The sequence below is a fragment of the Aggregatibacter sp. HK296 genome, assembly GCF_980469475.1.
Genome location: NZ_OZ413142.1, coordinates 770,748 through 795,076 on the forward strand (window position 1 = coordinate 770,748; position 24,329 = coordinate 795,076).

Below are 24,329 nucleotides of genomic sequence, written 5' to 3' on the forward strand. Positions count from 1 at the left end.
GCGCTATTTACGCCAAAGTGCGGTTGTTTTTTTCGCTATTTATGATGGGAGACAAGTATGCGTTGTCCTTTTTGTTCGACAGAAGAAACCAAGGTAATCGACAGTCGTTTGGTTTCTGACGGTTTTCAGGTGCGTCGCCGCAGAGAGTGCGGTCAGTGTCACGAACGTTTTACGACCTTTGAAACGGCAGAATTGATTGTGCCAAAAGTGATTAAAAATAACGGCAATCGTGAGCCGTTTAATGAAGATAAATTACGTCGTGGTATTCAACATGCCTTGGAAAAACGCCCTGTGAGTGCGGACGATGTGGAAAAAGCCATTAGCCGCATTATTCATAAATTGCGCGCAACCGGCGAGCGCGAAGTGCCGAGTCAACTGGTGGGCACGTTAGTGATGGAAGAATTAAAGCATTTAGATAAAGTGGCATATATCCGTTTTGCCTCCGTCTATTTGAGTTTTGATAACATTAACCAATTTAGCCAAGAAATCGAAAACTTAAAGGATCATTAATGAACGAACCATTTAGCCCGCAAGATGTTGCTTTTATGCAACTGGCGCTTGATTTAGCCAAACAGGGCGAGTTCACCACAACGCCAAATCCTTCCGTGGGCTGTGTTTTGGTGAAAGATGGCAAGGTGGTCGGCAAAGGATTTCATGCCAAAGCCGGTGAGCCGCATGCGGAAGTGATGGCATTACGTGAAGCCGGTGAAAATGCCCGTGGTGCAACAGCGTATGTTACCTTAGAGCCCTGTTCTCATTCTGGGCGTACGCCGCCTTGTGCGAAAGGCTTGGTTGAAGCAGGCGTGAGTAAAGTGATTGCTGCGATGTGCGATCCGAACCCACAAGTGGCGGGCAAAGGGTTACAGATTTTAAGCGATGCAGGCATTGAAAGTGCGGTGGGATTATTGGAAGAAAATGCCGAACAGCTAAACAAAGGCTTTTTGAAACGCATGCGTACCGGCAAACCTTTCGTACAGTTAAAACTGGCCATGAGTATTGATGGCAAAACTGCCATGGCAAGTGGTGAAAGCAAATGGATTACCGGCGCACAGGCAAGAGCGGATGTGCAGCAATATCGCGCTAAGGCTTCTGCAATCTTATCGACTTCACAAACCGTGCTGGCGGATGATCCAAGTTTAAATGTGCGTTGGGAAGAATTGCCGCTTGACGTAAAAGCCGGTTATCCACAAGAAAAACTACGCCAACCGGTGCGTGTGATTTTGGATTCTAGCCATAAAGTGCGGTCGGATTTTAAGGTGTTTTCAACGGAATCACCGGTTTGGTTGGTGGGCGAAGATGATTATCCGCTTACTGGCTTTCCAGTCTTTACTGATTACTTGCAATTAGACCGAAATCAAGGCGAAACGCGCTTGCAGGCATTGATGGCAGAGTTAGGCAAGCGTCAAATTAACACCCTTTGGGTGGAAGCGGGCGCGACGTTGGCGGGCGCATTAATTGCTGAAAATCTGGTGGATGAACTGATTATTTACATGGCGTCAAAATTGTTAGGCGATCAAGCCAGAGATTTATGCCATTTGCCTAATTTAACGCAACTTGCCGATGCGCCTTTATGGCAACTGCAATCTTGCGAACCTGTTGGCGATGATCTCAAGTTAATTTATATAAGAAAATGAGGAACTGATGCTAAAGAAACTTTTTCATTCGGCGATTATCGGCTTGGCTTCTGCTGCCGTGATTTTGTATGTCATGCCTAAAATCACTGACTCTCAACATGATGTTGCTTCCTATCGGGATGCTGTGCGTATTGCCTCGCCTGCGGTGGTGAATGTTTATAATCAAGCCTTTACTTCCTCTTCCTCTCAGTTCCAAGTGAATAACTTGGGGTCCGGCGTGATCATGTCGAAAGACGGCTACATCCTGACTAATAAGCACGTGATTCAAAATGCCGATCAAATTGTGGTGGCATTGCAAAACGGCAATATTTTTGATGCGGCACTCATTGGTTCGGATGCGTTAACGGATTTAGCTGTGTTAAAAATCAAAGCGGATAACTTATCCACGATTCCACAAAATCCCAATCGCCCTGTGCATGTGGGCGATGTGGCGCTGGCCATTGGTAATCCATACAATTTGGGGCAAAGTGTGTCGCAAGGGATTGTCAGTGCGGTAGGGCGTAGTGCGGTCGGTGAAGCGCTGGGTCGCCAAAACTTTATCCAAACTGACGCCTCCATTAACCGAGGTAATTCCGGTGGGGCGTTAATTAATTCTGCCGGTGAGCTATTGGGTATCAGCACGTTGAGTATCGGCAAAACCGCCAATGAAATTGCAGAAGGGCTAAATTTTGCCATTCCGATTGATTTGGCAAACGACGTTATGAAAAAAATTATTCGTGATGGACGTGTCATTCGTGGCTATTTCGGTGTGCAAACGGATATTTTATTTAGTAATGGGCAAGGCGCATCTTCGCAAGGTGTGCTCATCACCAGCATTATTCCGAATAGCCCGGCAGCAAAAGCTGGGTTACAGGCAGGCGATATTATTCTGAAAATCAATGAAGTTGAGGCACGTTCGCCGGCTGACATGATGAAACTTATCGCGGATGTGCGTCCGAATACACAGGTTCAGGTTGAAATTTCCCGCTTGGGTCAAGTGTATAAGATTCCTGTGGTTATCGAAGAATATACCTTTAATTAATGGGGTGTGGCATGGAACAAATTAAAATCAGTCATTTTTTCGCCTGTTTGGATCGCTTACGATTGATTCAGCGCTGGTCGCTTATGCGCAATATTGAACGAGAGAATTTAGCGGAACACAGCTTGCAGGTGGCTTTTGTTGCTCATGCGTTGGCCCTGATTAAAAACCGTTTTTACGGTGCCCAACTCAACGCGGATCGTATTGCTGTCATGGCGATGTATCACGACACCTCGGAAATTTTCACCGGCGATTTACCTACCCCGATTAAGTATTTCAACGACGAGATCACGCATGCCTATAAACAAATTGAAACGGCGGCTGAGTTGCATTTAATGAGTTTACTGCCGAAAGCATTACAAGCCGATTTTTTACCCTACTTGGATAATCAATGTTTTGCTGAGGAAGAAAAGCACATTGTGAAGCAGGCGGATTTAATTTGTGCTTATATTAAGGTGAAATTTGAGCTGGAAAATGGCAATCAGGAATTTAAATCGGCAAAAGTGCGGTTAGAAAAATTGATGGATCAATGGCAAAGCCCCGAAATGAATTATTTTTTGCAGGTGTTTGTACCGAGTTTCGGCAAATCCATTGATGAAATTACGTTGTAAATTTTGTTACTTCTAAGAATCAAATATTCTTATAAACTTATTTAGCTACTTTATTTTCGTATATCGCGATTTCTCTTAAGAAATAAGGCTGTCTCATAAAAACAGCCTTATTCATTATAAATTTTCCTTAAAGAAAACCATCAGTATTCCAACCGATTTGTCTGCATCTTTATCATATAAAGAAACGTGGGTTACGCCTTTAATGCGCACCAGCTCTTTCTTGGCGGAAGCCGCTCACTCTCAAATTTAATGGTGTTGCATGGGATTTGGGTACGTTGTTGCATATAAAGCTCCAGGCGTTTTATCAGGTTGAATAATTAAAGTGCGGTCCTCTTATGAAGGATTCGTGGAAATGTATATTTCTACAAAGATGAACTTTATTGTTCTGAATTGGGGGGATAATAGAGAGCTGTCTGAAAACTCTTTTAAGATTTCGATAGGAATTTTATATTGATTCTGTAAAATATTTCATTAAAACCATTAAACCTAGCAATTAAAGTTTATCTTTGATTTAACTCATCATCTAGGAAACATCTATGACCAAGCCGGTAACCTACAACCAGCATCCCGAACAGCAAGCCCGCGACATCATTGACCCAAAATTGGAGCAGGCAGGCTGGACGATACAGTCGGTGAAGCACTTTAATCCCAATAGCAGTTTGGGCGTGGCAGTGCGTGAATATCCAACCGACAGCGGTCCGGTAGATTATCTGTTATTTGTCGATAGAGAGCCGGTTGCCATTATTGAAGCTAAAGAAGAAAACTTTGGCCATAAGCTCAATACGGTTGAAGAGCAAAGCGCGCGTTATGCCGATAGCGAACTCAAACATATCCCGCAAGCGGATATTGCTTTTTTATATGAAAGCACGGGTGTCATTACTCGTTTTACCAACCGCAACGATCCCGCGCCTCGTGCCCGTGAAGTATTTCATTTTCATCGTCCTGAGACATTGCAAAAATGGGCAAACGAAGGCAAAAACACCCTACGCGCCAAACTCAAGGCTATCCCGCTACTTAATCCCAATCATCTATCTGCGGCTGAACTCGGATTGCGCGATTGCCAATTAACCGCCATCGAAAATATGCAAGATTCTTTGGCAAAAGATTTGCCGCGCGCCTTGATTCAGATGGCCACAGGTGCAGGTAAAACTTATACCGCCATTAGCATTATGTATCGTTTGCTCAAATACACAGGCAAACGCCGCATTTTATTTTTAGTCGATACCGTCAATTTGGGCGAACAGGCCGAGCAGGAAATGTTGGTTTTTACTCCACCTGATGACAACCGAAAATTTACCGAACTCTACAACGCTCAAGTCATTAAATCACCGCATATTCCCAACGGCGTAGAAGTCTGCATTTGTACCATTCAGCGCATGTATTCCCTATTAAAAGGGGAAGATCTGGCGATACCGGATGACAGCATGGAATTGGAAGAATGGGAAAACCGCTTAAAAGAACCCTTGCCCGTTGCCTATCAACCGGATCTGCCACCTGAATTTTTTGATTTTATCTTTATCGACGAATGCCATCGCTCCATTTACAACCTGTGGCGACAAGTGTTGGATTATTTTGATGCTTACCTGATCGGCTTAACTGCCACACCGGACAACCGCACTTTTGGTTTTTTCAATCAAAATGTCGTCAGCGAATACAGCCACGAGCAAGCCGTTGCCGATGGCGTAAACGTAGGCAATGAAGTCTATCTGATCAATACCAAAATCAGTCTTGATGGCGGCAAATTCAAAGCCGAAGAATTGATCGAACATCGCGAACGCACCACACGCCGTAAACGCTGGCAGCAGCAAGATAGCGATGAGGCCTATACTGCCAAGCAACTCGACAGGGATGTCGTCAATCCAAGCCAAATCCGCACCATTATCCGGACATTCCGCGACCATTTGCCCGTAATGTTCCCAAATCGTCAAGAAGTACCCAAAACCTTGATTTTTGCCAAAAACGACAGCCACGCCGACGACATCATCAAAATGGTGCGGGAAGAGTTCGGGCAAGGCAACGAATTTTGCAAAAAAATCACTTACAAAGCCAAAGACGATATTGTGGGAGAGAACGGCGAAATCATCGAACAAGGCGAAGAACCCAAAACCGTCTTAGCGAATTTCCGCAACGATTACAACCCGCGCATTGCCGTTACCGTCGATATGATTGCCACGGGAACCGATGTCCGCCCGCTCGAATGCCTGCTGTTTATGCGCGATGTCAAAAGTCGCAACTATTTCGAGCAAATGAAAGGACGCGGCACACGCACGCTTGATAAAGAAGGCTTGCAAAAAGTCAGCCCTTCCGCATCATCGGCCAAAACCCATTATGTGATTGTCGATGCCATCGGTGTAACCAAATCCCTCAAAACGGCAAGCCAGCAATTAGACACCAAGCGTTCCGTCAGCTTCTCCGAATTGGGCAAAGCCGTCGTCTTCGGCGGCGCATTTGATAGCGACAGCATCAGCTCACTGGCGGCACGCCTTGCCCGTTTAAACAAACAGCTTGATGACGAACAACAGCAGCAAATCACCGCCATTACTGGCGGCATCCCATTACCGCAATTGATTAAAGACCTGTTTCATGCCATCAATGCCGACGAAATCCATCGGGCAGCTTGCGAGCAAGAAGGCATTTCCATTGATGATATGCCGTCTGAAAAAACCGTTTTACAGATACAAAAACAACGCGTCAAAGCCGCCACACGTCCGCTTTCCATGGAGCTCATCACCACATTGGACGACATCCGCAAACAAAACGAGCAGAAAATTGACGCCGAGATTGATGAAGTCATCCACGCAGGCTGGGCGGAAAATGATGAAACCCTGACCCAAGATTTTGCCGAATGGATACGCAGCAACAAAGACGAAATCACCGCCTTACAGATTTTCTATAATCAGCCTTATCAACGCCAAGCCTTAAGCCTTGCGATGATTAAAGCGCTGGCAGATGCCATCAAAAAAGCCAAACCGAAATTGGCATTCAGTCATATCTGGCAGGCATACGCGCGTTTGGATAACGTCAGCGAACAGGTAGAAAACGAACTCACCGCCTTAGTCAGCCTTGTTCGCCGCGTGATTGGCATTGATGACAAAATCACGCCGTTTAGCAAAACCGTGCGTAAAAACTTCCAAACATGGACGTTTGAACACAACGCCCGCGCCGACAAACCGCTGACCGAAGAGCAAATGCAATGGCTGACCATGATTCGCGACCACATTATCACTTCCTTTGCCATCGAAGGGAACGACTTTGAACTTACCCCATTCAATCAATACGGCGGCTTAGGGCAAGCCTATGATGTATTGAGTGAAATTGCCGCCAACGACCAAGACTTTAACACCCTATTAGACGAGATTAACCGACAATGGACAGCATAAAAATGACCGCAGAACAGCAGTTGCCAGAAGGGTGGGAATACGTTCCTTTTAATATGTTTTTTAATGTCGTATCTATAAGTGATAAAAAAATCTCTCAAAAAGAATATCTTGATAATGGGAAATACCCTGTAATTGATCAGGGAAATTTATTTATTGGTGGATATTCAAACGATGAAAGTTTGATCTTAAAAATAAGCAGTCCTGTAATAGTCTTTGGCGATCATACAAAATGTTTTAAATACGTTTCTTTTCCATTCGTTGCTGGTGCTGATGGAATCAAAGTTTTAGAGCCCCAAAATGGTATCTATCCTAAATATGCTTATTATTATTGTTTATCAATAGATTTGACTGATCGAGGCTACGCTCGCCATTTTGCGTTTTTAAAAAAATGCCAATTTTTAATAGCCCCTATTGAAACCCAACAAGCCATCGTCAATAAAATCGAAAGCCTGTTTGACGAAATCGACGAAGGCATAGGCCGTCTGAAAACCGCAGCACAGCAAATCCAGCAATACCGCCAATCCCTGCTTAAAAACGCCTTTAACGGCGAGCTCACCAAAGAATGGCGTAGCAAGCACGCAGATACCTTGCCGTCTGAAAACGAACTGCTCGCCCAAATTCAGACGACCCGCGAACAACACCACGCCCAACAGCTTGCCGACTGGCAAACAGCCGCCAGCCAATGGGAACAAAATGGAAAAGAAGGGAAAAAACCGAGCAAGCCCAAAGCACCGACACAAGCGGTTAAGTTTGAAGACAATTTTGCAGGCTTGCCGAGTGGGTGGGGAATGATTAAATTGGAAACTCTCTCAAGAAAAATCACAGATGGCGAACACTTTAAACCTCCAGTTCAAGAAGATGGAATTTATTTCTTATCCGCAAAAGATATAAGAGAAAATGGCATATCACTAGATGAGCCACTATTCATTGATCAAGCAACAGCAGAAAAAGCACGTCGCCGTTGTGATCCTGAAAAGGGAGATCTTGTAATTGTTAGTCGTGGAGCTACCGTAGGAAGAATGTGTCTTGTTAATATTGATGAAATTTTTTGTTTACTTGGGAGTGTCATCTTAATTAAACCATTAGATTTTATTAATAATGTATTTTTAAATTTTGCAATGCAATCGCCAAAAACGAATCAAGAAATGATAGGCTTATCAGGTTCAACTGCTCAACAAGCTATTTATTTGAGAGATATAAAGAATATTAATATCCCCATTTGCTCCCCAGCAGAACAAACCCAAATCGTTGCCATTTTGGAAAGCAAACTCACCGCCTGCGACCAACTCGCCGCCGAACTTGTCAAACAACTCAAACAAGCCGAGCTGCTTAAACAGGCGGTCTTAAAAGCGGCTTTTTCAGGTAGCCTTTTGGATAAATAAATTAAAGAGAAAACGAATATGACCACAACGCAAAACCACACTTCAAACGCCATCGTCCAAAAGGTTTGGAGTTTCTGCCATATGCTGCGCGATGACGGCGTGAGCTACGGCGACTATTTGGAACAAATTACTTATCTGATTTTTTTGAAAATGGCGTTTGAATACAGCCAGCCGCCCTACAATCGTGATGTCGGCATTCCCGAAGAATACAACTGGAAAAGTCTGACCGACCGCACAGGCGCGGAATTGGAAAGTCATTATCTCGCTTTGTTGCGCGATTTAAGTATGCGCAAAGGCTTGCTTGGTCAAATCTTTGCCAAGGCGCAAAACAAAATCCAAGACCCGGCCAAATTATCCCGTTTGGTAGCGATGATTGATGAAACCAAATGGACGCGCTTGGGCGTGGATGTAAAAGGCGATATTTACGAAGGCATTTTGGAAAAAAATGCCGAAGATACCAAATCCGGCGCGGGGCAATACTTTACGCCGCGTGCTTTGATTCAAGCAATTGTCGAATGCGTCCGCCCGCAGGCAGATACCCTGATTGCCGACCCGGCAGCAGGGTTTCGTGTCATAATAATGACACAGGCAAATAGTCAAGTAAATACAATGGTTTTAGAGCTTCTACCAAAGTTTAAAATCAAAAAAATGAATCGTTGGTGTGCTGTTTAGAGCAGTTATTACGAAAATAAATGTTGTAAACAGTACATCAGCATAAAGGAGGCACTCACATGTCTAAGGTGAAAAAAGACACGATTGAAGCAAAAGGTTTTGCTATTCAAATTTATACTGAAGACTTTAAAAATGACTATATAAGTTTAACGGATATTGCAAGATACAAAAATGTGCATGAACCTAAAGATGTTGTTAAAAACTGGCTAAGAGTAAGAGATACAATTGAATTCCTTGGTCTATGGGAGACTATTCATAATCCTAATTTTAAAGGGGTCGAATTCGACTCCTTTAGAAAGGAAGCAGGAACAAATGCATTCACATTATCGCCTCAAAGATGGATTGAAAATACAAATGCGATTGGTATTGTTTCTAAATCTGGGAGAGGCGGAGGAACGTTCGCTCATCCTGATATAGCAATGGAATTTGCTTCGTGGATTTCAGCAGAGTTTAAGCTCTATTTAATCCAAGATTACAAAAGGCTTAAGTTAGATGAAAATTCTAAGCTATCATTAGGTTGGAATTTGAATAGAGAAATTTCTAAGATTAACTATAAAATCCATACAGATGCAATCAAAGAATATCTATTAAAGGATCTTACCAACGAACAGTTATCCTATAAATATGCAAGTGAAGCAGATATGCTCAATGTTGCCTTATTTAACAAGCGAGCAAAACAGTGGCGTGAAGAAAATCCAGATTTGAAAGGCAATATGAGAGATTATGCAAGTCTGAATGAGTTACTGGTGCTTGCCAATATGGAAAGTTATAATGCAATTCTTATTGGAAAAGGTATGGAACAAAAAGAAAGAATGATAGAACTTAGAAAGCTTGCTATGAAACAGATTATTTCTTTGGAGAAGTTAAATAGTGAAGTAATAAAAATTGGATTATTATGATGATAAAAAAAACAAATGAAAGAAATATAGTAAATAAGTGTCAAATCTTTACTCCTGAAAATTATGTTAAAGAGTTATTGGATTCTGTTGGTTATTGTAAGAATATAGTAAATAAAACAATATTAGAGAATTCTTGTGGTGATGGCAATATTCTTATTGAAATAGTTGTAAGATATATTGAAGAAGCAATGAAACTGAAATATTCCAATGAGGAAATAAAAAATGGTTTAGAAAATAATATTTTTGGATTCGAAATTGACAAAAAGCAATTTGAAAAGTGTATTTTTAACTTAAATTTAGTTGCAAAAAAAAATGGAATACAGGACGTTAAATGGAAAATATATAATGAAGATTATCTAAAAAATGAGTTAAGTATACCAGTTGACTTTATAGTAGGTAATCCTCCATATATAACTTACAGTGATTTATCTCAAGATGAAAGAAAATTTGTTAAGGAGACATATGAGACATGTAGACAAGGAAAATTTGACTATTGCTATGCATTTATAGAACATAGTTTAAAGCATTTATCAAATGAAGGTAAGATGTCTTATTTAATACCGAGCAGTATATTTAAAACAGTTTTTGGTGATAAACTTAGAGAATTTATGATTGAGGATATTGTTGTTATAAAAGATTATACAAAAGAAAAAATATTTGGTGATGCGTTAGTTAAGTCAGCTATTATAATTTTTGATAAAAACTATATTAGTGAAAAGATTAAATATTTCGACATGTGTTGTAATAATCAATTATCCATTAGTAAAAAAACAATGAAAGGGAAATGGATTTTTTCTAATGAGTTTAATATAGGAAATAACCGATTTGGCGATTATTTCAAAGTTTCACATGTGGTAGCAACATTATTAAATAAAGCATATGTAATTAATGAAAATATGTATAATGAAATAGAGGGATATTATAGGGTTGGGAATTTCATGATTGAAAAAGATGCAATTATGCCAACTGCAGCACCAAGAACTATAAGGTATGGTAAAGTTGAAAAAATCATTTTTCCATATAAGTATATTAATAATCGGTTAATAAAATATGAAGAAAATGAATTTGCAAATTTATATCCTGGTGCTTTTTCCTATTTGAGCCAATTTAAAAGAGAATTAACAGAAAGAAAATCTGATAAAAAATCAAAGTGGTTTGAATATGGAAGAACGCAAGCACTTTCAGGGATTAAATGCGAAAAACTTCTTATATCAACAATTATTACAGATAAAGTCTGTATATATAGGATAGAGGAGGATTGTATTCCATATGCAGGAATGTATATATCCTTAAGAGATGAAAGGCAAGAATATAATCTGGATTTTGCAAAAAGAATTCTTGAAAGTGAAAATTTCATGGACTATGTAAAGAAGGTAGGGATAAATATTAGTGGAAGTTCATTGAGAATTACATCAAAGGATATTGAAGAATTTAATTTTTAGTGGGGGAAATATGGAATATCTTAAATATAGTATTGAAGATAGTACAATTGCAGAACTTTTAGGTGTACAAAACTTTTCCAATGATGAGGCGGCAGTTTTAGAATTGGTTAAAAATGCATATGATGCGAATGCTTTGGTTGTTACATTAGAGTTTATAGATAAAACAACGCTGAAAATAACTGATAATGGAGATGGCATGGATTCAGAGGATATAAAGAAACACTGGATGCATATTGGGAAAAGCAATAAAGGATATGATTTCATTGATACAAATAATAATGTTAGAGTGCAAGCTGGAGAGAAAGGAGTAGGTCGTTTTGCCTTGTCAAGATTAGGTAAAAATATACAATTGTATAGTAAAAAGGCACAAAAAAACGGAGTTGTTTGGAAAACAGATTGGAATAAATCCACATTAGATTCAGATTCTAGCATAGAAAATAAAGGTACTTGTATAGTAATAAACAATCTTAGAGAAAAATGGACTCCTAAGAGGATTGAAAAGTTAAATAAGTACCTTGAGAGAACATATAATGATACAGCTATGAAGATACGGATTATAGCTAATGAATATGATGAATTTGTGAAGTTGCATTTTCCAAAACCTGAACCTGGAAAAAATTGTAGAGCGAATATATTGCTAAAATATAATAAAGGAATACTAACTGTATCAGTGCTTTCAGACGAGTTTAATAGTGAGGCCATAAAGTATTGTCCAGAAATAGATTTAAATACATACAATAGTGAAGTGAACATTTTTGATGAATTTGAAGGTAATGAAATTTCTGAGATGGGAGGAGAAGAATTATTTTCTGAATTAGAGAAACTTGGGAGATTTTCTGCAAACTTACTTTTCAACTTCAATGCGACAAAGCAAGATAAAGAAAAATTTTTATATAAATATCTAAGTACTGATGAAAGTGTCGATAGTGGTGTGATTCTTTATAGAAATGCTTTTAGCATATCATCGTTTGAAGGTGAAAAAGATTGGTTGGGATTAGGGAAAAGAACAAGAAAATCTCCAGCAGCGGCATCACATCCCACAGGGGCTTGGAGAGTTAGAGAAAATCAAGTGTCTGGATATGTATTGATTGATAAGCAACAAAATATAGTATTGCAAGATCTTATGAATAGACAAGGATTAGATGAGAATATATACTATAAATTATTCGTTCAAATTATATTAACTGGGATCAAAGAATTTGAAAGGTATAGACAAAAGATAATTCGAAAAATAAATGAAAAAAATAGAGGTGAAGAAGAGCTTATAAAAAAAATATCAGATGAAATTGTTAAAAATCCTAAAAGGATAGAAAATTTAGATAAAAGTGAACAAGATAAGCTTGTTAATGAGCTTAAATTATTTAAACAAAATAGTGAAAAATTTGAACAAGAGAAAGCGAATGTAGAAGCAAGGTATAAATATGATGTTAGAATTTTAAATGCTTTAGCAACATCTGGAATGAAGGCTACATCAATAGCACATGAGATAAATAACGATAGAAACCAAATGGAACCATCCTATGATGACATTGTTAATGCTCTACAAAAATATGAAGTTTGGGAAATTGTTAATAGTCCAGAGAATAGAAAAATTGCGTGTGAAGATATACCAGGTTTATTAAAAAATAATCATAGAGCAGTAAAAAAGATACTTAGTTTTATTGATGCAATTTTAGAAAAAGTAGAAAAGAAACAATTTTTTGCAGAACGTTTAAATATAAAAGAAATTGTAAATTCGATATTAGAAGGTTGGAAAAAAGATTATTCTTGGTTAAACATAGAAACATGTATAGATGATAAAGTAGAATTTAATATTTCAAAAGACACATTCTATACTATATTTGATAATTTAATATTAAATAGTGTTCAACAAAATAGCGAAACTAATGAGTTAAAAATAAAAATTGTAATTAGTAGGAATAATAATAAGCTGAAAATATCGTATTATGATGATGGGAAGGGATTGTTGAAAAAATATTTAGATAACCCAAGAATTATTTTAGAGCCACATGAAACAAGCAGAACAAATGGGCATGGTCTCGGGATGTGGATAATTAACAATACAATTAATTTACAAAAAGGAGAAATTCTTTCTATTTCAGGAGAGGGTGGATTTGGATTTATTTTTGAAATGGAGGAAACGATTTAAAATGGAATTGATAACTATGCTTTATGTAGATGACAAAATTGATTTGTATGTTTCGAGATATTTAAATTCATATTCAAATAATAAGGCTGAATATAAATATTCAGAATTAAAATTTGAAAATAAATATTCCTACGAAGACTTGCTTGAGAATAATGAAATTCAAAAAGCTGATATATTATTTTTGGATTCAATGCTTTTTGAAAATGGAAACGTAGAAAATAATAAAATTTCTGGTGAAGAGCTTGGTCTAATAATTAAAAAAATTTTCCCATTTAAAGAAATAATAGTAATTACTCAATACCAAGACAAAATGGAATATAGTACATTAAAAAAATATAATTCTAGTACCTATCCTTGCGATGTGGATTCGTTTTTTCAAGATAATTGGAATGAAAAAATAGTCAATGCTACAAAAAATATCCTTTTAAATAGAAATATTTTGAAAAATATTTCTTCAAAAAGATATGTTGAAAAATATCTATTTGAAAAAATGGAGAATTCTATTAATGGATTATCAAATTACGATAATTTAACAAAGGCTGATATAGATAGTCTTATTAAGGCTTTTGAAGAAATGAGAAAATTATATGAAGAATGATTATAGAAATACGATATATTGTGTTTCAAAAAAAAATATTGTGCCTGAAAAAGACGCTTTAGAAAAGAAAATAAAAGCTGAACATTCTCGAACTAAAATAATATATAATCAAATAAATAAAAAAGATAGTGTTTATAATAAGTTGTTTAGAAACATATACAGCGATAAATGTTCATATTGTGGAATAACAACGGATGTAGTAAGTTCTGAATTATTTGAAATCGATCATTTTTTATGTGAATCATCATTTAATGGAGATTCTATAAATGCAGGTAAAATAAAAAATTTAGTGCTTTCGTGTAAAAAATGTAACAGAGCAAAGAAAGATTTTATATGGGATGAAGTATATTCTTCGAAATTTAATGTTGATGATGGAAGTATAACAGAATTATTTTATAGAGATAAGAACTACTATATAAAAGTGGAGAATAAATTTATTACAGATAAAACTATTTGTGAATTCTATAGAAAGTTGAAATTGGACGAAGAAATTAGGAGATTAGATTTTTTGCTCATGAATATGTATGGCTTCTCTAAAAAACATTCTAGTGATAGAATATCTGAAAAAATATCAAAATGCGTTGTTCTTTTGCAACAAAAAAGAAATGAGTTGTAGTTGATGTATCATGTGGCACCGGCGGCTTTTTATTGGCGGCGGCATACAGTTATTTGGAAAAACACGCCAATCTAAACACCGAGCAAAAAGCGCGGTTAAAAAACGGGACGTTTTTCGGCAATAAAATTGTCGCCAATACCCGCCGTTTGTGTTTGATGAACCTGTTTTTACACGGCATCGGCGAAATGGACGGCGAAAGCCCGATTAGTTCCGATGACTCCTTGGTTGCACCCAGCGCACGCAAAGTGGACTTGGTTTTAGCCAATCCGCCATTCGGCAAAAAAAGCAGCATGACCATTACCAATGCCGAGGGCGAAGCCGAAACCGAAGATTTTGTCTATAACCGCCAAGACTTTTGGGCAACCACCTCCAACAAACAAGTCAACTTCTTGCAGCATATTTACACCATGCTCAAAAACAACGGGCGGGCTGCCGTGGTCGTACCCGACAATGTGCTGTTTGAAGGCGGCGCAGGCGAAACTGTGCGTAAGAAACTATTGCGGATGACCGATTTACATACAATTTTGCGTTTGCCAACGGGGATTTTCTACGCCCAAGGCGTGAAAGCAAATGTGTTGTTCTTTGATAACCGCCCCGCACAGGAAAAAGCCGTTACCCAAGAAGTCTGGGTGTATGACTATCGCACCAACGTGCATCACACGCTGAAGAAAAAACCGATGCAGTTGGCAGATTTGCAGGATTTCATTACCTGCTATTGCCCAGAAGACCGTTCCAAGCGGGCAGAAACCTATCATGCCGAAAACAATCCCGACGGACGCTGGCGTAAATTTAGTATCGATGAAATCAATCAGCGCGAAAAAACCAGCTTGGATATTTTCTGGCTGAAAGACCATTCTTTAACCGACTTGGACAATCTGCCCGCCCCTGATATTTTAGCTGATGAAATCATTGAAAATATCGAAGCGGCTTTGATGAGTTTTCGAAGCGTTGCTGAGCAGTTGGGGAGATAAGTGATGTTGGTCACATCGTGATGCTTTGTTTCTTAGACTTTAGAAAATAGAGGATGTCTGAACATTTTCAGACACCCTCTATTTTACAAAGAGTTTCAAAAAAACAACTGCATTTTATATAGAAAACTTTAGATTTTGCCAAAGCCTAAAATCAGCACATAACGAAGCAAGCTATTTTCTTGAGTAACTTGAGTAAATCGGAACTAATAGTAGTCAATTTGCTATTGCTAGAACGATCAAAATCACTGGCTAATTCTTGTAATTTTAAGTGAAAAAGTGCGGTCAGTTTTCAAAATGTTTTTTAATCTAACCGCACTTTGAGCTGTATCCTAGTAGCTGAGTGAGTGAAATAAAACTGGGTAAACTATTTAGAATCTAACTTAAGATTTATCTATCCAACTTTTCAATGATAGATGACTTGCTACGTTTCAGCCTTAATAAAGCGTCGCAATAATCACTTGTTCCGGATCAACAGAAGCCCAAACGGACTGATTGATTTCCACATGTTGATCTTTCGTGAGTGTTGCACAGAATTCGATGTTTGAGCCTTCTAACACTAAAATCGCTTCACCGGCTTCGCCTTTGTCAATAATGGAAGTGACCGTCGCTTTAAATTGATTTGGCAAATTCTCTTGCGGATTGGTGGTAATTTTGACCCATGGCGCTTTAAACATCACCATTACTTCTTTGTCAGATTCAAGTTTTAAACGCACCGCACTTTTTTCAGTGATAGAGACAGTCAGCGGTTTGTCAAAATCTTCTAAAAGAATGTCCACAAAACAGTGAACATCTTCAAATCTTAATGCTTGTACTTTGCCGAAAAATTGGTTTCTGGCACTGGTTTGCAAAGAAAAACGCGCCATGGCAGAGAGCAAACTGTTTAACGGCACTTTTTCATCATGCAAAATATCAAAGGCTTTTTCTTGGGTTTGTTCTAATAGATCATAGAGTTTCAATAAACGTTGTGCATAAACGGTTAATGCCGTTCCGCCACCATTTCGCCCACCGATATTACGTTCTAGTAATGGTTTGGGGCTAATTTGATTCATCGCCTCAAGGTGATCCCAAGCACTTTTATAACTGACATTGGCATTTTTAGCCGCTTGATTGATGGAACCGCATTTTTCAATTTCTTGTAATAAACGGATGCGTTTAGGATCGGCGAAAAGGGTCTCTTTCAGTTTGATGGTGAGTAAAATTTCTGTTCCGTTCATTGTGTTCCTCAAAATTGCGCTGACGACTATATGCGGCACATCATACTATATTTCTAAAAGAATAAGAATGTTTAACCCTACCTCTGAAAGGTTAGGCCATATTTTGTTTTTTAAATAATGGGTTATACGCCTTTTATTTCTCTATTTTCGTTGTATAATTTATGCTATATATAACTTGTTAACCAACCAAAACGGAGTTTTTACTATGTTTAAATATTCAAAAATCGCTGCCGGTTTAGCGGCGGCTTGTTTAGCATTCTCTCTTTCTGCACAAGCAAAAGTGACTGTGTTTGCCGCTGCTTCCATGACCGATTCATTAAAACAAGTGGCAGAAGATTATAAAAAAGTAAATCCAAAAGAAGACGTGGTATTTTCTTTTGCGTCTTCTTCAACTTTAGCAAAACAAATTGAAGAAGGTGCGCCAGCGGATTTATTTATTTCCGCCAGCACTAAATGGATGAAATACCTTTCAGAAAAAGGGTTAACCGTTAAAGAAACCGAAAAATTATTAGTGGGTAATGAACTGGTTCTAATTTCACAAAAAGACAGTAAATTACAAAACATTGATATCGCAAAAGGCGAATGGATCAAGCAATTAAAAGATACTTATTTGTCTGTGGGTGACCCTGCACACGTACCTGCCGGTCAATATGCGGAAGAAGCGTTAACCAAATTAAACTTATGGGATCAAGTCAAAGACAAATTAGCTCGTGCCAAAGACGTGCGTGCGGCATTAGCCTTAGTTGAACGTGGTGAAGCTCCTTTAGGTATTGTGTACGCAACCGATGCGAAAGTGAGTAAAGAAGTGAAAGCGATTGGTGTGTTCCCACAAGATTCTTACAAACCGGCGTATTATCCGGTTGCGATTTTAAAAGATCACAACAATGCGGAAACGCAAGCATTCTTGAAATACTTAGAATCGCCTGAAGCGAAAAAAGTATTTGCTGATTATGGTTTCTCTGTAAAATAAGCAAACCGACTTTGACTCATTAAGCGTAGCCATTGTGCTACGCTTTATTTATATAGGGAATTGAATTTTGTTTACAGAGTTTCTGGTGTTATTAGGCTTAAGCCCATTAGAAATCGATGCTATTCGCTTGAGTTTAGAAGTGTCCGTCAGTGCCATGGTATGGAGTTTGCCTATTGCTATTTTGGTGGCATGGCTTTTGGCACGAAAAGATTTTTATGGCAAATCCATTGTGGGCGGGATTATTCACTTGCCTTTGGTGTTGCCGCCGGTCGTCATTGGTTATCTTTTATTGGTTGCTATGGGACGCAATGGGTTTATCGGCAAGTATTTGTATCAATGGTTTGGATTGACCTTTGGATTTAGCTGGAAAGGGGCTGTATTAGCTTCTGCGGTGGTGGCATTCCCTTTGGTTGTGCGTGCCATTCGCCTTTCCCTTGAAAGTATCGATTTAAAATTAGAGCAGGCCGCCAGAACATTAGGTGCTTCTGCATGGCGGGTATTTTTAACTATCACCTTACCGTTATCTTTACCGGGCATTCTTGCCGGCATTGTGCTCGGTTTTGCGCGTTCTTTAGGGGAATTCGGCGCCACCATCACCTTTGTGTCCAATATTGCCGGCGAAACCCAAACCATTCCCTTGGCCATGTATTCCTTTATTCAAACACCGGGAGCGGAAGAACAAGCGGCCAGATTATGTGTCTTTGCTGTGATTTTATCGCTGATTTCTTTATTGTTATCAGAATGGTTGGCAAAACGTATGCAAAAAAGATTAGGACAAAGCGATGCTGCACATTGATGTAAAAAAACAGTTAGGTACTTTACCCCTAGAAGCGCATTTAGATATTCCATCGCAAGGTGTCACCGCACTTTTTGGTTTGTCAGGTTCGGGGAAATCTTCCCTCATTAATCTTGTCAGCGGATTGATTAATCCGGATGAAGGTGTGATTGCGTTAAATGATCGTGAATTGTTCAATTCGGCAGAAAATGTTTGTGTGCCGATCAATCAGCGCAACATAGGCTATGTTTTTCAGGATGCCCGTTTATTTCCTCATTATACGGTGAATGGCAATTTGCGTTATGGCATGAAAAACACCAGCAAAGATGAATTTAACTATATTGTTGAGTTGCTAGGTATCGGCCATTTGTTAAAACGCTATCCGATAACCTTATCCGGTGGTGAAAAACAACGGGTTGCCATCGGGCGTGCATTATTGACGGATCCGGAAATTTTATTAATGGATGAACCCCTTTCTGCGTTGGATTTACCGCGTAAACGTGAGTTGATGAATTATCTGGAACGGTTATCGAAAGAAATTAACATCCCTATTTTGTATGTGACCCACAGTCTTGATGAATTGTTGCGTTTAGCTGAGCGGGTTGTATTGCTCACTAATGGCAAAGTTGAAGCTTATGATGTGTTAGAAAGTATTTGGGAAAGTCCGCTGTTTCTTCCTTGGAAGCAAGAAAACGAACAAAGTGCGGTGCTTTCTTTGCCTGTTTTTATGCATAATCCATCTTATAAAATGACCGCACTTTCGATTGGCGATCAGAACATTTGGATTAATCAAGTTGAGGCGCAGATCAATGAGAAAGTGCGAATTTGCATTCATAGTTCTGATGTGTCGATTAGTTTGAATAAAGTAGAACAATCGAGTATTCGCAACACGTTGTATGGACGGATTGTTAAGATTTTAGAACTGGAAAATCGAGTAGATTTAAAACTGGATATTGGCGGAAAACACCTTTGGGCAAGTATCAGTAAATGGTCTTTCCATGATTTAGCGTTACAACTGGGACAATTGGTTTATGCGCAAATTAAAGCGATTTCCGTGATGTCGGCATAATTTTATTGATACATACAAAAACAGCACCTTTAAGGTGCTGTTTTCTTTTCTTTAATAGTTTGCTTCAACAAGAAGTGCGGTCAAAATTGATTGCGTTTTTTAACCGCACTTTTAGATTAGCTAAATTTCTTAAAGATGACTTTGGTCTTTTCGCCTTTCTCTTCCCGTACAACGTCTTTTTCTAACTCAGGAAGCACTTCTTCGCGATACCATTTCGGGTGGTGTTTTTTCGCCCAGCGAACGGTTACCCAGCCTTCAACGACACCACGAATGGAGCCTTTCACCCAGAATGCCATGTACATGTGTACTAGGATACCGGTGAACAACATAAAGGCACAAACAGAGTGCAACAAGATGGCGATACGCAACACCGGAATAGAGAAGTGGTGCGAGAAGTATTGACGCCACATAATGATGCCGGAGCCCATTAAGGTAAACATGGCAAGGATCAATGTCCAGAACAACATTTTTTGACCCAAGTTATATTTACCGTTATCAGCAACAGCGTGCTCGTTACCTTTTAAGACTTCAAGCATTCCTTTCGCCCAACGAATATCGTTTTTCTCCGGAATGTTATGGTGCCAGTAGAGTGAACATAAGAACACAAAGGCAATAAACATTAAAATACCGGTGAACGGGTGAATCGCACGGGCAAGTTGTGGTGTACCAAGAATTTCCGTTAACCATGCAAAGTCAGGGAAGAAGAACGCTACCCCGGTAAACATGGTTAAGAAGAAACTGATTACTAAGAACCAGTGACTTAGACGCGCTGGGAGTTTGTGACGAATGATACGGGTATCATTGGTAATCTCAAATTTACCTTTACTCATCTTTTTTGCCTCCCTCTTTATCTTCAAATTCTTCGTGATGATCTTCAACATCTTCTTCCTCATTCGGGCCTACTGTGAGGTAGTGACCGATTTCAGCAAGTGCAAGACCACCCATGGCAACCGCAGCAACCGGTTTCAGGATGTCTTTCCATAACGTAACGGTTGTGTCGATTTGTGGATCTTTCGGTAAACCGGAATACAATTCAGGTTTATCTGCATGGTGTAATACATAGATTACATGCGTACCACCGACGCCTTCCGGATCGTAAACACCGGCATTTTCATAGCCGCGCGCTTTAAGATCTGCGACACGTTGTTCCGCGTAGATTTTCATTTCTTCTTTGGAACCGAAACGAATTGCACCGGTCGGACAGGTTTTCACACAAGCCGGTTCTTGACCCACAGAAACACGGTCAACACAAAGGGTACATTTGTACACACGATTGTCTTCCGGATTCATGCGTGGAATGTTGAACGGACAACCTGCGATACAGTAACCACAACCGATACATTTGTCAGATTGGAAATCCACGATACCGTTTGCATATTGGATAATCGCACCCGGTGCCGGACAAGCTTTTAAACAGCCCGGCTCTTGACAGTGCATACAACCGTCTTTACGGATTAACCATTCTAAACGATCATTTTCTTCCACTTCGTTGAAGCGCATCACCGTCCATGCTTTTGCATTGAGATCAACCGGGTTGTCATAAATCCCCAAACATTGGGCATTCACATCAGAACGAATATCATTCCATTCCGAACAACCTACCTGACAGGCTTTACAACCGATACAGGTGGATACATCAATGAGTTTTGCCACTTCAACTTTGTGATCACGCGCACGTGGCGGCTCAGTTAAACCTGATGTAGCGGAGATCTTGATAATGTCTTGCGTTTGAACGCCTTGAGCAGTTCCAGCCATGTTATACCTCCGCCTTCTCAATATTAACTAGGAATGTTTTGTATTCCGGGGTTTGTGTGACTGATTCACCCCAAGATGGCGTTAAGGTATTGGTGGAGAAACCACGGTTACCTTTACCATTTAATACTTTCATATTCCAGTGAATTGGGATACCTACATGGTGTACTGTTCTTCCGTCAACTTCTAACGCTTTCAAACGTTTTGTCACCACAGCAACAGCTTTGATATAACCACGACGAGAGGTAACTTTTACCATATCGCCTTTTTGGATGCCTTTTTCTGCTGCAAGTGCCTCACCGATTTCCACAAATTGTTGTGGTTGCGCGATAATGTTTAATGCCGCTTGTGCCGTCCAGCTGTGGAAGTGCTCGGTTAAACGATAAGTTGTTGCGACAAACGGATACTCTTTATTTGAACCGATAAATTCACGGTCTTCTTTATAAATACGTACCGTTGGGTCGGTGACAACACTTGGGTGTAACGGGTTCGTATCAATTGGACTTTCAATCGGCTCATAATGCTCCGGTACCGGTCCACTATTGACTTTATCAACAGCAAACAAGCGGCCAACACCTTCAGCAGACATGATAAACGGACCTGCATCAGAACCTGGTGGTTGTGTGCCATAGTCAGCAATATCAAACCAGTTCCAGTTTTTGCCGTTCCATTTGATTAACTGACGATGTTTATCCCATGGATTACCGTTAATGTCTAAAGACGCACGGTTATAAAGCACGCGACGGTTTGCCGGCCATGCAAAACTCCAACCTAAGTTACAACCTAAACCGGATGGATCGGAATTATCACGGTTTTCTGTTTGGTTACCTTTTTCAGTCCATTGACCTACATAAATCCAGTTACCGGAGGACGTTGTACCGTCATCACGTAAGTGTGCAAAGGAGTTAAGTAGTTGACCTTTTTTATACATTAGGTTGCCATTTGCGTCATAAAGATCTTCTAAAGCATAGCCGTTAACTTCTTTAGCAAGTTCAGCTGATGATGGCGCATGTGGAATATTATAGTTCCATGTCATGGCTTCAAAGGACTCAATACCGCGACCACCTTCTTTCTTGTAAAGCTCATGCATTTCTTCACGGAGCATAGATAAAATCTCTACATCCGGTAAGGCTTCGCCTGGTTGATCGCAAGATTTTTGGTGCCATTGCACCCAACGACCGGAGTTAGCGATAGAACCATCTTCTTCTGCGAAACAGGTGGTTGGTAAACGGAATACTTCTGTTTGGATTTTGGACGGATCTACATCGTTCGCTTCCCCAAAGTTTTTCCAGAATTCGGAACTTTCGGTTTGCAATGGATCCATAACGACTAAGTATTTCAACTTACTCATACCTGCAACAGTTTTGTTTTTGTTCGGTAATGAGTTCAATACGTTGAAACCTTGTAAAATCCAACCGTTCAATTCACCGTCATGCATCATTTTGACATGAGTAATCGGGTCATAGACGCGATCGACTTTTGGTAAGAAGTTAAAGCCCCAACCGTTTTCTTTTGTCGCATTATCGCCATAGAAAGTCTTCATCATACTGGTGAAGAATTTTGATGTATTACGATAATAGTTTGTTTGGTTTGGCACGATGTCTTTCGGCGTAATTGCATTCATGAATTGGTCGAAGGACGTTTCTTTGTCTGTCGGTAAACGCATATAGCCAGGTAACATTGTCGGTAACAAGCCCATATCGGTTGTACCTTGTACGTTAGAGTGACCACGTAATGCGTTAATACCACCACCCGGCATACCAATATTACCCAAGAGCAATTGGATCATTGCCATGGAGCGAATATTTTGTGTACCGATTGTGTGCTCGGTAAAGCCAAGCGCATATAAGTGCGTCATGGTTTTATTTGGTACCGATGTTTTACCGATTTCTTCACAGATTTGTAGGAAGGTTTTTTGTTTTACACCGGTAACTTTTTCAACCATTTCCGGGGTATAGCGGGAAACGTGTTCTTTTAATACGTTAATGACACAACGTGGGTGTTGTAATGTCATATCACGTTTAGCATGACCATTTTCATCAAATTGGTAGTTCCAAGTTGATTTATCATACTTACCTTTTGCTTCGTCAAATCCGGAGAATAAACCGTCTTCGAACTTATAGCCTTCATTCACTAAGAAGGATGCATTGGTATAGTGTTTAACGTATTCGTGTTGAATTTGATTGGTTTCCAATAAGTAACGGATCACCCCCATTAAGAAGGCAATGTCAGAACCGGAACGAATTGGTGCGTGAAGGTCAGCTACGGAAGCTGTACGGTTAAAGCGCGGATCGACAACGATGATTTTCGCACCGTTTTTCTTCGCTTCAATGACCCAACGGAAGCCAACAGGGTGAGCTTCAGCAGGGTTACCGCCTTGAACAAGAATAAGATTGGCGTTTTTGATATCAACCCAGTTGTTTGTCATGGCACCGCGACCAAATGATGGAGCAAGACTTGCTACCGTTGGTCCGTGTCAAGTATTCGCTTGGTTACATACCGGAAGCATCCCTAACATGCGAATCCACTTATGGGTTAGCAATGCGGCTTCATTACTGATTGCCGATGCCGTCATAATCCCCGTGGTTGTCCAACGGTTGACCGTGTTGCCTTCAGCATTTTTCTCAACGAAGTTGGCATCACGGTCATCTTTCATCAAGCGGGCAATGCGTTTAATCGCATCTTGCCAAGAAATACGTTCCCATTTATCGGAACCCGGCGCGCGGTATTCCGGATATAAGGTTCGGCTTTCGCTATTGATAAAGTCTAACGCACCGGCACCTTTAGGGCATAACGCACCACGGCTGATCGGATGATCCGGGTCGCCTTCGATATGGAATAATTTAGAACGGGTATTTGTCGCGGTGTGGCCACTTAAGGTATTAGATGGTGTACCTGTACTGTACATCAACATACCGCAACTTACCGAGCAGTATGTACAGGTTTGACGCGATTCTTTCGCACGCAATAGTTTGTATTCGCGTGGCGCAGCTAAGGCCGTAGCCGGAGCAAAGCCTAACATCGCAACCGATGTTCCTGCCATACCGCCGGCACAGACCTTGAAGAATTTTCTTCTTGTGATCTGCATAAACACTCCCCACAATCAACAAAATTTGTTGTTGTTTTCAGTTTGATAGTTTTAAATTTGTATTTAACTAGATAATCTGATGGTCGTTT

General features: G+C 39.8%; 20 protein-coding genes. 16 read left to right on the forward strand and 4 right to left on the reverse strand.

Translation table 11 applies throughout. The annotated features are described in order from the left end of the window. The first annotated feature begins 57 nt into the window (after positions 1–57). The 13 genes from nrdR (at position 58) to AC30SH_RS03825 (ending at position 15,372) form a co-directional block, all read left to right on the forward strand. Entirely contained in the window at positions 58–510 is a 453-nt protein-coding gene (gene nrdR / locus AC30SH_RS03765; RefSeq protein WP_048750527.1) for a transcriptional regulator NrdR, read from the forward strand. Then, positions 510–1,634 carry a bifunctional diaminohydroxyphosphoribosylaminopyrimidine deaminase/5-amino-6-(5-phosphoribosylamino)uracil reductase RibD gene (gene ribD / locus AC30SH_RS03770; protein ID WP_489582131.1) on the forward strand — a complete coding sequence of 375 codons (1,125 nt, stop codon included), beginning with the start codon at positions 510–512 and terminating at the stop codon, positions 1,632–1,634. Before nrdR ends, ribD begins: the two co-directional genes overlap by 1 nt. A 7-nt stretch (positions 1,635–1,641) precedes the next feature. Then, entirely contained in the window at positions 1,642–2,655 is a 1,014-nt protein-coding gene (gene degS, locus AC30SH_RS03775; RefSeq protein WP_109858753.1) for an outer membrane-stress sensor serine endopeptidase DegS, read from the forward strand. Positions 2,656–2,666: 11 nt separating this feature from the next. Further along, positions 2,667–3,263 carry a 5'-deoxynucleotidase gene (gene yfbR / locus AC30SH_RS03780; protein WP_489582132.1) on the forward strand — a complete coding sequence of 199 codons (597 nt, stop codon included), beginning with the start codon at positions 2,667–2,669 and terminating at the stop codon, positions 3,261–3,263. A 536-nt stretch (positions 3,264–3,799) separates the two neighbouring features. Further along, positions 3,800–6,643 (forward strand): type I restriction endonuclease subunit R, encoded by a 2,844-nt coding sequence (locus tag AC30SH_RS03785; RefSeq protein ID WP_489582133.1) that lies wholly within the window; start codon positions 3,800–3,802, stop codon positions 6,641–6,643. A 2-nt stretch (positions 6,644–6,645) separates the two neighbouring features. Further along, positions 6,646–8,025: a restriction endonuclease subunit S gene (locus tag AC30SH_RS03790; protein ID WP_489582134.1), complete on the forward strand. Its 1,380-nt coding sequence runs from the start codon at positions 6,646–6,648 to the stop codon at positions 8,023–8,025. Between the two features lie 18 nt (positions 8,026–8,043). After that, complete coding sequence (locus AC30SH_RS03795) at positions 8,044–8,697, forward strand: N-6 DNA methylase (protein WP_489582135.1); 654 nt, start codon at positions 8,044–8,046, stop codon at positions 8,695–8,697. A gap of 59 nt (positions 8,698–8,756) precedes the next feature. Further along, entirely contained in the window at positions 8,757–9,596 is an 840-nt protein-coding gene (locus AC30SH_RS03800; protein WP_314400755.1) for a KilA-N domain-containing protein, read from the forward strand. Beyond that, positions 9,593–11,038, forward strand: coding sequence for an Eco57I restriction-modification methylase domain-containing protein (locus AC30SH_RS03805; RefSeq protein WP_489582136.1), 1,446 nt, complete (start codon positions 9,593–9,595; stop codon positions 11,036–11,038). The genes AC30SH_RS03800 and AC30SH_RS03805 overlap by 4 nt, the downstream gene beginning before the upstream one ends. Before the next feature lie 10 nt (positions 11,039–11,048). Next, on the forward strand, positions 11,049–13,187 hold the full coding sequence (locus AC30SH_RS03810; RefSeq protein WP_489582137.1) for a sensor histidine kinase: 2,139 nt from the start codon (positions 11,049–11,051) through the stop codon (positions 13,185–13,187). 1 nt (position 13,188) lies between these two features. Beyond that, the gene (locus AC30SH_RS03815) at positions 13,189–13,785 is read left to right on the forward strand and encodes a hypothetical protein (RefSeq protein WP_314400751.1); all 597 of its coding nucleotides are present in this window, start codon (positions 13,189–13,191) and stop codon (positions 13,783–13,785) included. Continuing rightward, entirely contained in the window at positions 13,775–14,401 is a 627-nt protein-coding gene (locus tag AC30SH_RS03820) for an HNH endonuclease (RefSeq protein ID WP_314400750.1), read from the forward strand. Before AC30SH_RS03815 ends, AC30SH_RS03820 begins: the two co-directional genes overlap by 11 nt. Before the next feature lie 32 nt (positions 14,402–14,433). Further along, positions 14,434–15,372 (forward strand): HsdM family class I SAM-dependent methyltransferase, encoded by a 939-nt coding sequence (locus AC30SH_RS03825; RefSeq protein ID WP_489582138.1) that lies wholly within the window; start codon positions 14,434–14,436, stop codon positions 15,370–15,372. A gap of 434 nt (positions 15,373–15,806) precedes the next feature. Here AC30SH_RS03825 and AC30SH_RS03830 read toward each other — a convergent pair whose 3' ends face one another. Continuing rightward, the gene (locus tag AC30SH_RS03830; RefSeq protein WP_489582139.1) at positions 15,807–16,586 is read right to left on the reverse strand and encodes a TOBE domain-containing protein; all 780 of its coding nucleotides are present in this window, start codon (positions 16,584–16,586) and stop codon (positions 15,807–15,809) included. Between the two features lie 205 nt (positions 16,587–16,791). Here AC30SH_RS03830 and modA point away from each other — a divergent pair, with 205 nt between their 5' ends. The 3 genes from modA (at position 16,792) to modC (ending at position 19,400) form a co-directional block, all read left to right on the forward strand. Then, a complete protein-coding gene (gene modA / locus AC30SH_RS03835) occupies positions 16,792–17,556 on the forward strand; it encodes a molybdate ABC transporter substrate-binding protein (protein WP_489582140.1) in 765 nt (254 codons plus the stop codon). Between the two features lie 67 nt (positions 17,557–17,623). Continuing rightward, entirely contained in the window at positions 17,624–18,352 is a 729-nt protein-coding gene (gene modB / locus AC30SH_RS03840; RefSeq protein ID WP_489582141.1) for a molybdate ABC transporter permease subunit, read from the forward strand. Further along, positions 18,339–19,400, forward strand: a complete 1,062-nt coding sequence (gene modC, locus AC30SH_RS03845) for a molybdenum ABC transporter ATP-binding protein ModC (protein WP_212509698.1) — start codon at positions 18,339–18,341, stop codon at positions 19,398–19,400. The genes modB and modC overlap by 14 nt, the downstream gene beginning before the upstream one ends. Positions 19,401–19,516: 116 nt before the next feature. Here the strand turns inward: modC and AC30SH_RS03850 are convergent, their stop codons facing one another. Genes AC30SH_RS03850 through fdnG form a run of 3 tightly spaced genes read right to left on the reverse strand, consistent with a single transcriptional unit; the run spans position 19,517 to position 24,240 of the window. Continuing rightward, positions 19,517–20,230 carry a formate dehydrogenase subunit gamma gene (locus AC30SH_RS03850; protein ID WP_109128682.1) on the reverse strand — a complete coding sequence of 238 codons (714 nt, stop codon included), beginning with the start codon at positions 20,228–20,230 and terminating at the stop codon, positions 19,517–19,519. Further along, positions 20,223–21,155 carry a formate dehydrogenase subunit beta gene (gene fdxH, locus AC30SH_RS03855; protein ID WP_212509697.1) on the reverse strand — a complete coding sequence of 311 codons (933 nt, stop codon included), beginning with the start codon at positions 21,153–21,155 and terminating at the stop codon, positions 20,223–20,225. Before fdxH ends, AC30SH_RS03850 begins: the two co-directional genes overlap by 8 nt. Position 21,156: 1 nt before the next feature. Then, positions 21,157–24,240, reverse strand: a complete 3,084-nt coding sequence (gene fdnG, locus AC30SH_RS03860; RefSeq protein ID WP_249113868.1) for a formate dehydrogenase-N subunit alpha — start codon at positions 24,238–24,240, stop codon at positions 21,157–21,159. Positions 24,241–24,329 lie beyond the last annotated feature (89 nt).

Coding starts and splice junctions, on each gene's coding strand:
- nrdR (WP_048750527.1), top strand. CDS start 58: ATGCGTTGTCCTTTTTGTTCGACAGAAGAAACCAAGGTAATCGACAGT.
- AC30SH_RS03820 (WP_314400750.1), top strand. CDS start 13,775: ATGAAGAATGATTATAGAAATACGATATATTGTGTTTCAAAAAAAAAT.
- AC30SH_RS03810 (WP_489582137.1), top strand. CDS start 11,049: ATGGAATATCTTAAATATAGTATTGAAGATAGTACAATTGCAGAACTT.
- AC30SH_RS03805 (WP_489582136.1), top strand. CDS start 9,593: ATGATGATAAAAAAAACAAATGAAAGAAATATAGTAAATAAGTGTCAA.
- AC30SH_RS03815 (WP_314400751.1), top strand. CDS start 13,189: ATGGAATTGATAACTATGCTTTATGTAGATGACAAAATTGATTTGTAT.
- AC30SH_RS03790 (WP_489582134.1), top strand. CDS start 6,646: ATGACCGCAGAACAGCAGTTGCCAGAAGGGTGGGAATACGTTCCTTTT.
- modC (WP_212509698.1), top strand. CDS start 18,339: ATGCTGCACATTGATGTAAAAAAACAGTTAGGTACTTTACCCCTAGAA.
- AC30SH_RS03830 (WP_489582139.1), bottom strand. CDS start 16,586: ATGAACGGAACAGAAATTTTACTCACCATCAAACTGAAAGAGACCCTT.
- ribD (WP_489582131.1), top strand. CDS start 510: ATGAACGAACCATTTAGCCCGCAAGATGTTGCTTTTATGCAACTGGCG.
- degS (WP_109858753.1), top strand. CDS start 1,642: ATGCTAAAGAAACTTTTTCATTCGGCGATTATCGGCTTGGCTTCTGCT.
- AC30SH_RS03800 (WP_314400755.1), top strand. CDS start 8,757: ATGTCTAAGGTGAAAAAAGACACGATTGAAGCAAAAGGTTTTGCTATT.
- AC30SH_RS03785 (WP_489582133.1), top strand. CDS start 3,800: ATGACCAAGCCGGTAACCTACAACCAGCATCCCGAACAGCAAGCCCGC.
- modA (WP_489582140.1), top strand. CDS start 16,792: ATGTTTAAATATTCAAAAATCGCTGCCGGTTTAGCGGCGGCTTGTTTA.
- fdxH (WP_212509697.1), bottom strand. CDS start 21,155: ATGGCTGGAACTGCTCAAGGCGTTCAAACGCAAGACATTATCAAGATC.
- yfbR (WP_489582132.1), top strand. CDS start 2,667: ATGGAACAAATTAAAATCAGTCATTTTTTCGCCTGTTTGGATCGCTTA.
- AC30SH_RS03795 (WP_489582135.1), top strand. CDS start 8,044: ATGACCACAACGCAAAACCACACTTCAAACGCCATCGTCCAAAAGGTT.
- AC30SH_RS03850 (WP_109128682.1), bottom strand. CDS start 20,230: ATGAGTAAAGGTAAATTTGAGATTACCAATGATACCCGTATCATTCGT.